Here is a 14,898-nt window from a genome sequence, read left to right as displayed (position 1 = left end):
TGAAAAGACGTGAGACAGCAGAGCTAACGTTTATCCACCAGGAGTCACCGCCACATAAAGACATGGCCGGGGGTTATGGGGAGGGACGCCCTTTCACCGAGAGCCACGGCATGGGGAGGGGGTCCTCGGCGGGTCCGAGCCCCCGGCCTCTTGCTACTCGTCCTCCTCACCCTCCTCCACGGCTTTGGTGATGTATGGGCGCACTATTTCGTCTAGGGTTTCCTCGTCGGCTAGCCCAATAAAGCCATCCACGGGCTTGCACTTGAGGTATACTACTGTAGTAGGCGTGGCCATAACACCAGCCTCCATCGCTGCCTCATAGGCGCTATAGCTGTCAACCTCTACAAACGCTACTTTGCCACGGTACTGGCTCATCCTCCGGGCGTACTCGTAGAATATCGGCCGGTAAGCAGCACATGCCGGGCATGTAGGGCTCGTAAATACTACAACAGCTACCGGCTTGCTGCAGATAGCCTTACGATACTCATCGTAGCTCCGGGCGAGCACTACCCCTGCTCGCTTAGCAGCCTCGACAGCCTTAGCCACATACTCATCCCATAGGGAGTCGAACTCGTCCCATGCATCGGGTGTCAAGGCGCTACTACACCCAGCTGGCTATTCGCGATCACACTGGCGCTGTTTAACACTACTCCACATCGGTGAAAAGCTTGTCGGAAGCTATTAGAAACTATTCCTGCAGGAGAAAATAATCATATCATATAAACAATACAAACAATATAAATGTGTCAATGGGGAGGTATGGTGGCGAGTAGAGATAACTGCCCTGGAGCCCCAAGAACCCCTTGGGGGTGCTCAGGTTGTCCAGCTGGTGTACGCCTCGTGCGGCAGCTGCTACGATGGCAGCAATCCGGGTTGCAGCTAGGATTGTAGCCCTGGGAGGCCTCGTAGTTTACCCTACCGACACCGTGTACGGCCTCGGCGCCAACCCCTTTAGCAGCTATGCCGTGTGGAGGGTTTTCCGTGCGAAAGAGAGGCCTTCAAACAGGCCAATACCGGTCCTGGTCTCCAGCCTAAGGGCTGCCGAGAAGATAGCCGAGCTAGACGATAGGGCTCGAAGGCTCGCCGAGAGATTCTGGCCCGGTCCACTAACCATAGTCGTACCGGCAAAACCAGGGCTTCCCAGCCTACTACATGCGGGAACCGGGAGGATCGGTGTGCGTGTGCCAAACCACCCCATAGCGCTGAAGTTCATAGAGGCCGTCGGGGGAGCAATCACTGGCACAAGTGCAAACCTCCACCGTAAACCCTCACCTTGCACTGTGCAGGAGGCAATGAAGCAACTAGGCTGCCGCGTAGACATATACCTAGACGGTGGCCCCACCCCCGGGGGTACGCCGTCAACAGTAGTAGACCTCACAACACCCAAGCCGAGACTGGTGAGAAGAGGCCCAATACCTCCAGAGGAGATCGAGGCAGTCCTAGCTACACCCATCGAAGCCTAGGATGGGGCTCGGCAAACCGCGGCAACCCACATCGCCCATGGCGTCATGGGGCTTCGGGTTGCCGACCTACTCCTCACAGCCCTACACTTCCCGGGTCCTGCAGTTGAGTGCAATGATTGAAAATAATGAATAATAGCCTCAATTTGCTTCTACCCACTTTAACTCGGGTGTAGGGCTGGCCTTGGGCTTTAACCCTTACGAGATTCGTAAGGACTTCCCCATATTTGAGCGCAAGATTGGTGGCAAGCCTATAATCTACCTTGACAATGCGGCTACGTCGCAGCGCCCCCGCCAGGTCATAGAGGCGGTTCGGGAGTTCTACGAGAAGTACAACGCTAACTGTGCACCTGTGGCTTACACACGCTCAGCCAAGAGGCTAGCGAGGCCTACGAGCAGGCCCACGAGAAGGTGGCCAAGTTCATCAATGCGTGGAGCTGGGAGGAGATAGTATTCACCCACAACACGACCTATGCGATCAACATGGTAGCTCTTGGCCTGGGGCTTAAACTGCTAAAGCCCGGCGACGAGATACTCGTAACAGTCATGGAGCACCACAGCAACATGCTTCCCTGGAGGACGGTGGCGAGGCTAACCGGTGCCAAGGTAAAGTATCTAGACATAACCGATGAGGGCTATCTTCGCTACGACCAACTAGAGGAGATGATAACCGAGAAGACAAAGATAGTAGCGGTCACAATCATGAGCAACGTCATCGGCACAATAAATGATGTAAAGAGGATAGTTAGGGAGGCGAAGAAGGTGGGCGCAATAGTGGTGGCTGATGGCGCGCAGGGAGTACCCCACCTCCCAGTAGATGTGCGGGATCTAGGCGTAGACTTCCTAGCGTTTAGCGGCCACAAGATGCTCGGGCCAACCGGCATCGGTGTTCTCTGGGGCCGCAAGGACATTCTGGAGCAGGTGGAGCCAGTAATAGCCGGAGGAGGCGCAATCAAGGACGTAACACTGGAGAGTGTGGAGTGGGCAAACCTGCCCTGGCGCCTCGAGCCCGGTACACCAAACATAGCCGGAGCCATAGGCCTAGCAGCAGCAGTAGAATATCTAGAGAGGCTAGGCATGGAGAACGTCCGGGCACACGAGAAGGAGCTGGTAGCCTACACCATTAAACTGTTCGAGGAGGAGCTAGCAGGCATAGTGGACTTCTATGGTCCACGCAACCCCGAGCACCGAGGAGGAGTCATAGCATTCAACATGCGGGGCCTCCACTACCACACTGTAGGTAGAGCACTAGACACCTTCGGCATAGCAGTGAGAACCGGGATGCACTGCGCCCACCCGCTACACTACAGGCTAGGCCTACGGGGCACGGTTAGGGCAAGTTACTACATCTATAACACCAAGGAGGAAGTGGAAGCCCTGGTAGACGCGCTCAAGAAGATACACAAGATGAAAGACATACTGACAGCAACTGAGGCGGATTACTGCACAGCAGGCTAGCCTTTCCGCCATAGGGGTGTTCGGAGCATTATAGCCGAAGCTTAGGCCGTTTTTTCAAGACTACACCAGGCTAGCAGCACTCCATGCTGTTCCACAAAATATCGTTGTGTTGTAGAGTATTCCTAGCCCCTCTTTCTGGAGAGGTATTCAGCTTTAGGGGACTGCGTGTACGTTGTCTTCCCGGGGGCTTAGTCTGTCTTGGCTGGTAGCGCTGAATGGATTTGTCCTCGATGTGGGTGGAGTGCGGCTATAGGCTCCGGCTACTACTGGCGCTGCCCCCGTTGTAGCGGGCCTCTGCAGCTCCGGTATACGCGGCGCTGGGAGCCCCGCAGCGGCTGCAGCGGCCTTGCGAAGTATTCTTCGATGCTCCCCTTGGAGGTTCCCCGCGTTCTCGGGGAGGGTGGCACGCCGCTCGTTGAACGCCGCGTTGAGGGGGTTAGGGTGTTCTTCAAGCTCGAGTATCTGAACCCTACCGGGAGCTTTAAGGACCGTGGAACCAGCCTTGCTTTAGCCTATGCTTCCCGCATGGGGTTCAGGCTGGTTGTAGAGGATACTTCGGGCAATACCGGGATCTCAGTAGCCGCGTACGCTGCCGCCTACGGGCTCCGTGCAAGGATATACATGCCTGTCAATGCTCCGGAGGGAAAGAAGAGGCTTGTAAGAGCCCTCGGCGGGGAGGTGGTCCTGACTCCTAGTCGTGGCGAGGCTGCCCAGGCCGTACTATGGGAGCTCAAGAAGCCTGACGTGTTCTATGTGGCTCACACCTGGAGCCCATTCTACGTCGAGGGCGCGAAAACAATAGCCTTCGAGGCCTTCGAGGACGGGTTCCGTGGGTCAGCCGTGCTTGTACCTGTGGGTTCTGGCGGGCTCCTCCTCGGGATCTACCATGGCTTCCGTGAGCTTGTCGAGCAAGGCCTCATAGACAGCGTGCCCAGGATCATCGCGGTGCAGGGCTACTCCAACCCGCCCCTCTACCGGGCAGTCTACGGTAAGGAGCCCGAAGCCGAGGAACGCAGCTCGAGGCTAGCCGACGGCCTAATGGTGTCGGAGCCGCCCCGGCTCGGTGAGGCTGCTGAAGCCGTAAAGGCCACGGGGGGCTGCGTGATACTCGTCGACGACGAGGGGATTAGGAGGGGGCTGAAGATGTTGGCGTCGATGGGCTTCATAGTCGAGCCCACGAGTGCGACGCTATATCCGGCCCTCCTGGAGGCTGTTGAGAGGGGCTGCATAGACAAGGGCGAGGAGGTGCTGGCACCACTCACTGGGTCGGGGCTAAAAACACTCGAGTACTTCAAGTAGCCCCATCACTCCACATCCTACGGGGCTATATCAGGCTCCCAGAGAATCTCCACAGCCTTACCCGGCACCACTGTTTCCAGGTATGCTCGGCGTAGCCTCGCCCTAGCCTTGCGTAGGCGGGGATGTACAATCCAGTCCATCACGGTTCCACGTGCCTCGGGTATGCCCATGTGGCGTACTAGCCTGGAGAAGACGCCCCCCACAAGACCCTCCCCGACAATGGCGTACCCTTGCCCGGCCTCCTTAGCATTCCTGGCGCCCTCTAGGAAGCCTAGTCGGCGTACCGGCGCGATCTTCTCAAGCCTCCTGGAAACCTCCTCGTAGACCTCACGTATCCTCGTAAGCCTACCCGAAACTATTATCTCCCTTGGCTTAACGCTTGCCAGCATTGCCCGGACAGACTTCTCCACACCCTCGTAGAGGGCCTGGAACGCCTCTTTGCACCGGCCACTCATTGCAAGCGCCCTATCCAGCTCGGCGGTGCCGCAGATGCTGGCGACGCCCCCCTCAAACACGTCGCTACGTTCCCAGCAGCCCCCCGCAACAGCTACCTCAGCGTCAACAGCTCCTATCGTGAGGAAGCCGGGCGATACAAGTGTGCCGCCAAGCCCGTCGACGATTTTGCCGTTCTCGACTGCTATCACGGCGTTATAGCCGTAGCCCATCTCTACGAGTATGAACGTGGCCTCGCTATAGTCCACACCATGCGTCCGGGCGTAGTCGTAGACGGCGAGCACGGTGACAGCCATCTTGTCAGCCGTACCCATGTCTATCTTGTTGAGCTTCCTCCACCGAGGCACGGTGGGGAGGTGCACTACGCCGGGTATGTAGCAGACGGGGAGCCGCTCACGCCAAAGCTCAACAACAACGTCTGCCAACGCCTTGTACACAGCAATGCCAACGTGCCCCTTCTCTAGTCCGGCTCTAAGCTGCTCCCGAGGCGTCAACAACAGGATCTCGAGCGCGAACTGCTCCGGGTCGACGATATCCTCGTTACAAACCACTGGAGTACCATACCCCGAGGGTCCAGCGATGATGTCCACTGGGCCGGCCTCCCTTATAGCCTCCACAAGCACTCGGGGATTACGGGCAACCTCAGCCGTGGGGATACTTTTCTCCCAGACAACGTGCTCCCCATCAACAACAACGAGGTCAAACGAGCCTGTACCAGGATCTACGCCCAGGGCGCGCGCCAAAGCCAGGACACCTCTTCAGGATAGTAGGGTTTTCCGGAAAGACTCCTGGGAACTCCCGTCCTAAACCCTAGCCGCAGACATAGCGGGGGAGGAGGGGGGCCTTCCCTGTACGTGTCCGAGGTCTGCGTTTACGCTGGGCTCTACCTGCTAGGATTGCAGCGGGATGGCGTAGACTAGATGCTTGTTTATCCAGACTGTCAGGGTGTAGCTGCGGCCCGGCTGTAGATGCTGGGCCAGCTCTTTTAGGCTGAATACTATCGTGCAGCCTGCGGGGGTGCAGGTCCATTCGTCGGCCTCTATGTAGGGTATTGTTGTGTACATGTAGCCTGGTCTTACTACTCCGGCTGCTGGTTGCTTGGTTTCAGCATCGTATACTAGTAGTGAGATGTCGCCGCTAGGCTTTACCTGTAGGACCGCCTTTCCATCTTTGACGCTGTAGTCTATGCGTAGCCCTACCAGTGGTACCGCGTAGACGTAGAATGCGTCTCCGCTCCCATCTCCTACCACAACTATCTTGTGTAGAGCTGCCATTGACCCTTGGCCCTCTACTGCTTCGGGGTAGCCCTGCTCCACAGTCTCGGCGAGTATTGAAGTTATGTACTCTTCCCAGTAGCTGCGCAGGATAGGCGTGTAGTAGACGGTTACTGGAACGGGCTTGCTGGTAACCGTTCCGAGCCAGAGGCCGTAGACGATCTTTACGTGGTAGGCTAGCCCTTGCTCTATAACGGTTTTTAGTACCGGGTTTAGCTCCATTCCCAGTCTCGCCGCAGCCCTCTCTGCTGCGTCCGTGAACACCTCGTCTGGCAGACGGTCCTCGGGATAGGTGTCGAGTGTGCTTAGCCTAGTGTCGAACCAGGCTGTAACTACCGGGATGCCGGTCTGGCCGCCTTGCATCTCCACATTGTAGACTGTAACTGTTGGGTTCTCCTTCAGTTTTGGCGCAACGTATTCTACATAGTCTCCAGGCTCTATTGGTGGGAGATGCTGGTCTAGTAGTAGCAGGGTGCCCTCAGCCTCTACGGCTGCTACTGCGTGGTTCGTAGCTGGCATCACCACTACTTGTGCCCTCTCGACTCCGCCGGCGAGCAGTGCAGCAGCGGTGAAGACAGCATAGTCGCTGCAGATGCCGTGCCGGGTTGAGAGCATTTCTAGCGGCGTATAGATCCTCGTGGGTACAGTCTCAGCCTTGCTTGTGTCGTAGGTAAAGCTCCTACCCACCCATTCCAACACCCTCCACGCAGCCTCAGCGGACGAGGTTGGCTTATAGGCGCCGTAGACCTCTAAGCTGATGATAGCTAGTGTTGATGGGGTGTAACCGCAGAGTATCGCTGTCCGGTAGGGGCTGACGTTGCTACAGGGGCTGAATACCGGGTTGCCCTCGAGCTGTCTGGCTATGGTCACCGAGCCCTCGTTCTCGACCACTATTTCGCCCCGGTAGGCTTCTACGAGTTCGCCGGTGGCGGGGTCGGTGGCTGCTACGACTACCAGGTAGCGGCCGGGCTTGAGCCTCCCAGCTAGCTCGGATAGGCCTACTGCTAGCCTGCTGTGGAGCGGGGAGAACTGCGCCATGACGGGATCTATCTCGGCTACAGTATCCTCCACGTTGAAGGCTCTCACAACCAGTACTGGCTCAGGGCTGTTGGCCCGGTAGAAGGCTATGGCATCAATCGTCCCCGGTACGTCGGCCACAAGCCAGCCATTAGCAGGGTTCACGTAGAGTCGGGGCTTGACAGTTTGGAGCACGGCAGCCCAGCTTGTAGCGAGGAGCTTCACCTGCTCAACATCTCCGGCAACAGCTGCGGCTGCATGTATAGCAGCTGCTAGCTGTTGGGGCGGTAGCTGCTCAGCCCTCGCTACATAGTCCTCTAGTATGCTCAGTGCTTGCCTGATGGTCTCAAGTCTCGCCTCAAGGTACTGCTTGACGCCTTTATCGCCGACAAGCTCTACAGCCCTAAAGGCCTCCGCGAGTCTGGATTTAGCCTGCTTTAGCATCCTTTCCAGCGTTCCTACAGCCTCACCAACAGCTGGTGCCTCAGCAGAAAGCATCGCCTCGGCCTCTGAGAGCCTCGCCGAGGCAGATTCTAGAAGCCCAGCAGCCTCCTCAACCAGTGTAGCGTTCGGAGGAAACGAGCCTAGGGCCTCTAGCAGCCTAGCCCTAGCCTCAACGGCTGCTGCAGCAGCCTCCTCGGCAGCCGCTAGCGCATCCCACGTAGAAGCATTGAGCGCGGCACTGGAAACCCTCCTAGCTTCGGATGCGAGCTGCTCAGCCTTGGAGAGGAGCTGGAGAGCCATCTGGTACAGTGGGAGACTCTCCTCAAGCATGCCAGCAACCTCCAAGGCCTGACGGGCAGCAGTATATGCTTCAGCGTGGCGTCCAGCAGCGAGAGCCTCACGAGCAGTCCTAACAGCCTCCTCAAGCACGCTAAGAACCTGCTCCAAGACACGAGCCATGGTCTCGTTGCCCGCAACCAGGCTCCTAGCCTCCTCCGCCACCTGCTCAGCCTTCGTCACAGCCTCACCAACATACTCCTCGACACGGCTGGCGAGCAGTCTAGACGCATCCTCTAGCTCTCCAAGCCTCTCAAGAGCCTCGTCAGGGGTGGCAGTGCCGGACTCGACAGCAGAGACTAGCGAGTCTAGCTGGGAGAGCAGTCTAGAAGCCTCCTCCGACACCAGGGGCACAAGCTGGAGCTGCTCCAGCAGCTTCTTCAGCTCCTCCACTCTCACGGTAAACTCGCTGGAGGGCTCCTGTGTTCCTGGAGGCACAGTTGCCGAGGAAGGAGCTTGCAGAGGCTGGGCAGTGGACGGCTGAGCTGCCGGCGCCTCTCCTCCACCGGTAAGACCCTGGACGAGTTCGTATACAGTCCTCGCAGCATCGATTATCATGCTGGTAACCGTGTCGGGCGAAGCGAAGTAGGCAAGTGAGACAGCGAGAGCAACGAAGGCAGCTATTAGCTTAGCTCTACCAGCCACGCCGAACCCCACGCCAATATGCTTTCAGCTTGCAGCGGAAGAAAGTTACCCCCTACACGCTACACAAAGCCATGCGCACGCTATAGCGGCTGCATATGTGGGCCCTACAGTCTGAGCAGCAGATTATGGCAGTCCACTCCGCGGCGTCAATCACTCTACTCGGCTATGCTGTTGTGCTTGGGCTATGTTATGGTTTCCGCTAAGATAACAGGAAGTTGAAGAGGCTGCTTGGCAAACGTGGTATTAGGCCTTAGCGATGTTGTTAAGAGAGCTTTGGAGAACGAAGCTAGAAAGAGGATGGATTAAGAGCTTGAGGAGGGGGCGGGGAGGCTCTCTGCAAAGCTATCCCATATACTTGACGAAGAACATGTAATGGCCGGGTTAGCCTATCTCTGTATTGGCGGTGAATTATACCAGAAGACCTCAAAAGCATGATAAGATTGTGAGAGGCTAGGGATCTGCGGGATAGCAGCTGTGGCAGCCTGGGGTGCTAATAATGGTGGATGGCACGGAGTATAAGCAAGTTATTGTTGTTAGGGCTGATCTAAAGATGAGCCGTGGGAAGCTGGCTGCCCAGGCTGCTCATGCAGCTGTTGAAGCTGTACTAGAGATTCTTGACTCGGGCCATCCGGAGTGGAGGAGGTGGCTGGAGGAGTGGAGGAGGCAGGGCCAGAAGAAGGTCGTGGTGAAGGTTGATAGCGAGGCTGAGCTGCTCCGGGTTTACCAGGAGGCGCTCCGCCTTGGGCTCCCAACAAGCCTCATAGCTGACGCGGGGCGGACAGAGCTGCCACCCGGTACTAGGACGGCTGTGGCTGTGGGGCCAGCGCCTTCACCTATTGTTGACCGGGTAACAGGAAAGCTAAAGCTGCTCTAGTGCATCTCCTCCCACCCGGAGCCCAGCACCTCCCGGCCTTCCGGGTTCTCACGTGCAGCGGGGTGCCTAGGCGTCTTGCAGGCACACCTCGTGATTGTTGGTACTAGTGTGCTGCGTAATGCTCTCCAGAGGGCTCAGAGAGGTGCTCATGACGGTTGTAGCTGGCCTGGCGACCGGTGCTTGGAGCTGCTAGCTTCATGCGCTGATCCCCGTAGGCTCGATCGGGGCAAGTGTGCCGAGCTGAGGAGGGATAGCAGGTGTTGGAGCTACGTGGAGTGTCTTGTTAAGAGCGACCCGTATGGGATGAGTGCTGAGCTGAACGCTATGGAGTGGGTTCTCGGCAGTGGCTGTGCCGGTGTGGGCAGAATCGTCCTCTATGCTAGTGATACGCTGGAGGGGAGGTATGCAGCCGAAATACTCAGGGGCTTCCTGACAGGAAAATGCAGGGGTGCAGAAGTGTCCGAGAGGATGGTCTCTGGGCTCGGAACAGACTTCTGGCGGGGACTCATAAACATTGTAGAAGCCATTACCAGCGACGTGAAGGAGCTGGCCAGGGAAGGATACACGGTCTACCTAAACGCTACTGGTGGCTTCAAGCCCGAGGCGGGCATAGCGCTGCTTGCAGCCTCCCTCGCCGGCCCCATTGCAGCGTACTATAAGCATGAGTCTATGAGGGAGGCAGTAATGCTTCCATTGATACCGCTTAACGTGGATAAGGGCCGTGTACTGGCTATAGTGGCAAAGCTCGAATACCTAGCTCACCACAAGCCGAAGATAAGGCTCGACGATCCCCAGCTGGTCGAGGTGCAATGGATACTCTATTTCCTAGCCCAGAGTGGCGCCCTTGAAAGCCTCGGTGAGGGCTACTACAAGGTTACCGACTGCGCAGCGGAGATCCTCACACTAGTATCGAAGCTGTACCTCGGGATGCTCTAGCCCGTCTTTTCCCGGAGTTTCCTCATAATCCTTATCTCCATCCTCTTCGGGTAGAGGCTTAGCACTGCCAGGAGGAGAGTTAAATCCTGCCAAGGTCATAGTAGTAGTAGCTATCAATGCTTTAACATGGTGCTTCACGCCGTAGACGAGGTACTTGTAGGCCACGTAGCCCCCCAGGGCTATGCCTGGTGCCAGCAGCAGGGCGCCAAGGATGAATATGAGGAAGGCTGGGTTGTACCTCCACGCGAGCCGGATCATGTCCCGGGCTATCTGTGGGCCGTGGAGAATTCCAAGCTTCTTCCTGGGGTCGAGCCTCCGCCGGTAGAGTATCGGCACCTCGCATACACGGTAGCCCTGGCTAGCCATGTGTGCTGCTATCTCGCTCTCAACGCTGAAGCCGTGGAACTCGAAGTCCACCTCGTGCAGCACATCCGTCCTTACAAGGTAGAGGCCGGTGAGCACGTCGCGAAGCTTGGTGCCGAAGAGGAGGTTGAAGAGCCTTGTGAGCACCCGGTTACCCAGCTTGTATATGAGCGATTGCGCTCCGGGCTCTGCTTTCACTCTCGCACCGCCAACCCAGTCGCAGCCCTTCCGAGCCTTTTCCAGCATCTCCGGGATGTAGTTGGCGGGGTACGTGTAGTCGCCGTCGACGAGCACGGTGTAAGGGGTATCAATGTACCTCAACGCGGTCTTTACTGCTGCAGCCTTCCCTCTCCCCTCTTGCAGCACCACGCGTACACCTTTCGACCCGGCAATCTCCCTCGTACGATCAGTGCTGTACCCGTCCACGACCAGGATGCGCTCCCGCGGAATACCAACAGAGAGCAGCTCGTCTATAACGGCCCCAATAGCCTTCTCCTCGTTCAGCGTTGGCACAACAACGGTGACATCGTTGTAGCCCCTGTCATCGGCGCTCAAGGTGGCCCAGCCCACCGAACCTCAAGAGGCTTTCTATAAGTCCTAATTCTTGTCCAAGCCGGTGTACCCGCATAACGTGCTTCCGGAGCATCAGCAACCCGGCACGGCATCTATAACAACCCAGCCCCTATAGAACACATTGTATCGGTGGGGCTCAACTGGAGAGCTCTCCCCTACGAGATCCTGGCAGGAACGGGGCAAACATAGCTGCTAGCCCCGCTGGCAAGGCCGAGCCGGCCTCTCCTGGCGACATTGGGCAGTCGGCGCAAATGTGGAGCCCAGCATAGACGTGCAACAATGCTGCAGCAGCTGGGGGAACGAGGCAATCCACGGCCTATATCCCTGGTGTAGTATGTAGAATGCTGTGGCTTCGAGCACAGCTTGCGCTGCGAAGAGAGGCGCAAGCGTGCGTATGGCCTCCCAGCCGCTAAGCTTCTCTCCGTTCCACCAGCCCTCACCAGACATGACGACAAAGTATACGCTGAGGAAATCCCATACAGCTAGGAGGAGAGCAACACCTAGAACAAAGCCTCGAACAAGCACCATAAACTTCATGGTGGAGGACACCTCATCGGAACACGACTCCATGAAGATTATTTTTAGGTTTTAACCTGGCTCGCGCCAGTGAATAGCTATTGTCTCGACGGTGCTGGGCTGGCTGACAGAATAAGGCCTTCCACCTCGCTGGTGAAGGGCTCTGATGGTCTAGGAGGGGTCTCCCGGACTACATGGGCCTCAGCATGGCTAGGCGGAGGGCTATATAGGCATGATCGGTGGGTGGGAGAAGCCTAGAAGACCGCAGTGTGGTGTTTGACGGAGCTGGGTTAGAGGGTATGGTGCTGCCGGAGGAGGTTGCCGCTAGGATTCTCGCTGAGACCGTTAGGAGGAGGGCTTCGCTCCGCGACGTTGCGGTTGGGTTCTTCTCCCGGAACCCCGAGCTGGACTACATGAAGCCCATTGTGAGGGTGTTGACGCTTGGCGTTGCAAGGCACTACCTGCTGCTGGACCGTGTCCTGGTGAGCCTAGGGTATGGGCCCCCGAGCCACTCTCAGCGCTGGATGCTAGCCAGGGTCCTCGTGTACGAGGCGTTGTCGGGTAAGCTGAAGCCGACCCGGGCCCGGAAGCTGGCGGAGAAGGCGGGGCTCGACCCGGATAAGCTGCTGGAGCTGAGGGGGGCCGATCCCCGCGAGTTTGTGAAGGGCTTGTCGGGGCTTGACAGGTTGAGTGTGCTCTACAGCTTCCCCAGGTGGATGCTGGAGGAGCTGCTGGAAGCCAGGATACCAGACCTGCCAAAGCTGCTCGAGGTGCTGAACAGTGATCCAGTGCGCTGGATAAGGATTAGACCCGGCGTAGACCGTAAATGGCTTGCAGAGAGGCTGCAAGAGCAGGGCGTCGTCATAGAACCCGACAAAGACCTCCCAGACGTAGCCAGGATAGTCAAGGGTGCCTCTGAGGCCACACGCACCAGGGAGTACCAGGAGGGCCTCTACACGATACAGGATAAGGCCTCCACACTGGTGGGCTGGGTCGCCTCGCCCAGGGGTAGGGTGGCAGCTGACCCCACTGCTGGCGCGGCGATAAAGGCTAGCCACATGGCGTGGCTCGGCGCCCGCTACGTGGTTGCGGGGGATGTGAAGCCGCAGCGCCTCCAGGAGGCCAAGAGGACGCTGTCAAGGCTGGGTCTAGGCCACATCGTGGATCTCGCCGTTGGCGATGCAAGGATGCCGTACTGGAGAAAGCTGGACGTAGTGATAGTGGATCCTCCATGCACTGATATTGGTAGGCTGCAGTACGAGCCCGAGGTCAAGCTCTGGCTCACCAGAGGCGACCTCCACTACTACCGCCGCCTGCAGCTCCGAATACTGGCATCAGTAGCTAAGTCGCTGCCCCGGGGAGCCACGATAGTCTACAGCGTCTGCACCCTCACGAGGAGCGAGACGGTATGGGTTCTCCGGAGGCTCCTCGAAACACACCCCGACGTGGAGATAGTGGAGCCCGAGCCCGTGCTCGGCGAGCGCCCACAAGGCCTACCAAAGGCTCAGCGCATGCTACCACACCTACACAAGACACAAGGCTTCTTCATAGCAAAACTAGCCAAGATAGCATGAGCCCGGAACAACCAGAGTTAAGCTAGATAAGCCCCTACAGTAGCACTCTCCCTAGAGCTGCAGAGGAGATCTTCAAGCCGATAAGAAGCATAGCAGACTCCGACATAGCAGTGCTGCTAGTAGATCAGAGCGCTAGGAAAGCCCTCGAGATAGCTGATAGGGGCTACATACTGGTGCAGGGGCAGGCAGCATCGAGGGCTCAGCAGAAACACTCTCACACCCGGAGCCAGGAAAGCTATACCTAGGGCTCGTCAAAGCCTAGAGTCTGAGCGAGAGAATGGCCGCTGGAGAGAACAGCCTACAACTAAACGCTAGCCAAAACCCAAACCATTCTCTCGTCATACCCTCTCTGACCACAAGGATCTTGGAAAACACTCCTGAGAGCACCTACCATCGCAGGACAAGCCTATCGCGGCTAGAGACAGCCCCATTAAGTGGTTGGGGCACCGAAGGCTGGTGTGTCCTGCTTCTCCAGGCACACACTCATCCACTATGGCTTATGGCCGGGTTAGAGTGTGGTTATAGGTGTCACAAATAATTAGTGGCTACTCAGCCTAGTTCCACCCCTGGGTGGGCCAGGTTTGACCCTCAAGCTCAGGGTTGGCAGGAAGGGCTACATTATACTTCCGAAGGCTGTGAGGGAGGCAGTCGGCATCGACGAGGGTGACGAGGTGATAGTTGAAATAAGGGATGGTATACTTCTAAAGCCCGCTAAGAAGCGGGTTGATGTGGATAGGATCAAAGAGCTTCTTAGAGCGCATGCGGCAAGGCTGAGAAGCATTCAGGGAAGACGTGAGCCAGCGCCGGGCGAGGCGGCAGCCGACTATCTCGAGGAGGAGTTTGAAAGTTGAAAGCCTTTCTCGACACCCCACTACTAGTATATCTCAACACTATAGCTGAGGACGAGCGTAGACTCGTCTACGAGAGCTTCTACCTGGACATACTATCCCGGTACAAGCTCTACACGGATGTACTTGTACTTGACGAGTTAATCTATGTTTCCAAGAGGAAATACGGTATCCCCTATAGCGTAACGCTAGACTTCATAGAGGCTATAGTGCTGCCCTACGTTACAGTAATAGGGCTTGGCGAGGATGAGTACAGAGAGGCAGCTAGGCTAATAGCCAAGCTCAACCTTAAACCCTCCGATGCTCTCCACGTAGCAGCAATGAAGATGAATGGTATAAGGCTAGTGATAAGCGAGGATAAGGAGCTGGATAAAGTACCTGACGTGAAAAGGGTCTGGCTTACAAGTAGCCCATAAGAAGTGAACCTCGGTTTTTCCGTTGCTGGTAAAGCCGTGCGCTTACCCACCAGCGACTAGCGCTTGAGCCCGGCGCGGATCCTACTGCCACTACCAGCTCAACACCTCTCTAGCAACCTTCCCCGGTCTGGCTCTTCTCGAGCAAGAATGGGCAGACAATGTGGCCCATCCTATGTACCTCCGCGACGTTTGACCCGTCAAAACCTCTTGCCGTGCTCAGACTCTCTAGGTAGGGGGGTTTGTAGAGCTTGTAAGTCTTCCCTCAGCCCCTTCAGTTCGTCTAGGATCTCAAGTATAACCAGCTTGGCTGCAACGGCAAACTAAAACTCTTCATCATCCACCTCTAAGGCCCTAAAACCGCTTCTCCTCTTCACCACCCAAGGCCTCAACATTCGCCTTTCGAACCCCACCC

14 protein-coding genes are annotated in these 14,898 nt (G+C 57.2%); 9 read left to right on the top strand and 5 right to left on the bottom strand.

Annotated elements, in window-relative coordinates; all coding sequences use genetic code 11:
• Nucleotides 1–153: 153 nt before the first annotated feature.
• Entirely contained in the window at nt 154–594 is a 441-nt protein-coding gene (locus HBUT_RS04055; RefSeq protein ID WP_011821942.1) for a thioredoxin family protein, read from the bottom strand.
• 224 nt (nt 595–818) lie between these two features.
• Here HBUT_RS04055 and HBUT_RS04050 point away from each other — a divergent pair, with 224 nt between their 5' ends.
• The 4 genes from HBUT_RS04050 (at nt 819) to HBUT_RS04040 (ending at nt 4,217) form a co-directional block, all read left to right on the top strand.
• Complete coding sequence (locus tag HBUT_RS04050; protein WP_011821941.1) at nt 819–1,463, top strand: L-threonylcarbamoyladenylate synthase; 645 nt, start codon at nt 819–821, stop codon at nt 1,461–1,463.
• A gap of 181 nt (nt 1,464–1,644) precedes the next feature.
• Nucleotides 1,645–1,911 carry an aminotransferase class V-fold PLP-dependent enzyme gene (locus HBUT_RS10100; RefSeq protein ID WP_338034157.1) on the top strand — a complete coding sequence of 89 codons (267 nt, stop codon included), beginning with the start codon at nt 1,645–1,647 and terminating at the stop codon, nt 1,909–1,911.
• Nucleotides 1,872–2,918: an aminotransferase class V-fold PLP-dependent enzyme gene (locus HBUT_RS04045; RefSeq protein WP_338034156.1), complete on the top strand. Its 1,047-nt coding sequence runs from the start codon at nt 1,872–1,874 to the stop codon at nt 2,916–2,918. The genes HBUT_RS10100 and HBUT_RS04045 overlap by 40 nt, the downstream gene beginning before the upstream one ends.
• Before the next feature lie 198 nt (nt 2,919–3,116).
• Entirely contained in the window at nt 3,117–4,217 is a 1,101-nt protein-coding gene (locus tag HBUT_RS04040) for a threonine synthase (protein ID WP_011821940.1), read from the top strand.
• A 17-nt stretch (nt 4,218–4,234) separates the two neighbouring features.
• On the opposite strand, the gene HBUT_RS04035 is transcribed toward HBUT_RS04040, so the two are convergent.
• Together HBUT_RS04035 and HBUT_RS04030 are read right to left on the bottom strand one after the other, a co-directional pair.
• Complete coding sequence (locus tag HBUT_RS04035; protein WP_011821939.1) at nt 4,235–5,413, bottom strand: DUF1464 family protein; 1,179 nt, start codon at nt 5,411–5,413, stop codon at nt 4,235–4,237.
• Nucleotides 5,414–5,560: 147 nt separating this feature from the next.
• Entirely contained in the window at nt 5,561–8,386 is a 2,826-nt protein-coding gene (locus tag HBUT_RS04030; RefSeq protein ID WP_011821938.1) for a transglutaminase-like domain-containing protein, read from the bottom strand.
• 496 nt (nt 8,387–8,882) lie between these two features.
• Between HBUT_RS04030 and pth2 the strand changes: the two genes are divergently transcribed.
• Nucleotides 8,883–9,260, top strand: a complete 378-nt coding sequence (gene pth2 / locus HBUT_RS04025; RefSeq protein WP_011821937.1) for a peptidyl-tRNA hydrolase Pth2 — start codon at nt 8,883–8,885, stop codon at nt 9,258–9,260.
• Nucleotides 9,261–9,335: 75 nt separating this feature from the next.
• A complete protein-coding gene (locus HBUT_RS08905; protein WP_011821936.1) occupies nt 9,336–10,196 on the top strand; it encodes a putative CRISPR-associated protein in 861 nt (286 codons plus the stop codon).
• Here HBUT_RS08905 and HBUT_RS04015 read toward each other — a convergent pair.
• Both HBUT_RS04015 and HBUT_RS04010 read right to left on the bottom strand, forming a co-directional pair.
• On the bottom strand, nt 10,164–11,114 hold the full coding sequence (locus HBUT_RS04015) for a glycosyltransferase family 2 protein (protein ID WP_011821935.1): 951 nt from the start codon (nt 11,112–11,114) through the stop codon (nt 10,164–10,166). The two genes, HBUT_RS08905 and HBUT_RS04015, sit on opposite strands and share 33 nt — an antisense overlap.
• 210 nt (nt 11,115–11,324) lie before the next feature.
• Nucleotides 11,325–11,669: a hypothetical protein gene (locus HBUT_RS04010; RefSeq protein WP_048061458.1), complete on the bottom strand. Its 345-nt coding sequence runs from the start codon at nt 11,667–11,669 to the stop codon at nt 11,325–11,327.
• Nucleotides 11,670–11,947: 278 nt separating this feature from the next.
• On the opposite strand from HBUT_RS04010, the gene HBUT_RS04005 reads away from it, so the two are divergent.
• The 3 genes from HBUT_RS04005 (at nt 11,948) to HBUT_RS03995 (ending at nt 14,486) form a co-directional block, all read left to right on the top strand.
• Nucleotides 11,948–13,222 (top strand): RsmB/NOP family class I SAM-dependent RNA methyltransferase, encoded by a 1,275-nt coding sequence (locus HBUT_RS04005; RefSeq protein ID WP_011821934.1) that lies wholly within the window; start codon nt 11,948–11,950, stop codon nt 13,220–13,222.
• A gap of 581 nt (nt 13,223–13,803) precedes the next feature.
• Nucleotides 13,804–14,073, top strand: coding sequence for an AbrB/MazE/SpoVT family DNA-binding domain-containing protein (locus HBUT_RS04000; protein WP_011821933.1), 270 nt, complete (start codon nt 13,804–13,806; stop codon nt 14,071–14,073).
• A complete protein-coding gene (locus HBUT_RS03995; protein WP_011821932.1) occupies nt 14,070–14,486 on the top strand; it encodes a type II toxin-antitoxin system VapC family toxin in 417 nt (138 codons plus the stop codon). The genes HBUT_RS04000 and HBUT_RS03995 overlap by 4 nt, the downstream gene beginning before the upstream one ends.
• Nucleotides 14,487–14,898: the final 412 nt, after the last annotated feature.

This window comes from Hyperthermus butylicus DSM 5456 (assembly GCF_000015145.1).
Lineage (GTDB): Archaea > Thermoproteota > Thermoprotei_A > Sulfolobales > Pyrodictiaceae > Hyperthermus > Hyperthermus butylicus.
The sequence above is the reverse complement of the archived record's forward strand: the minus strand, read 5'-3'. Positions and strand labels throughout refer to the sequence as shown.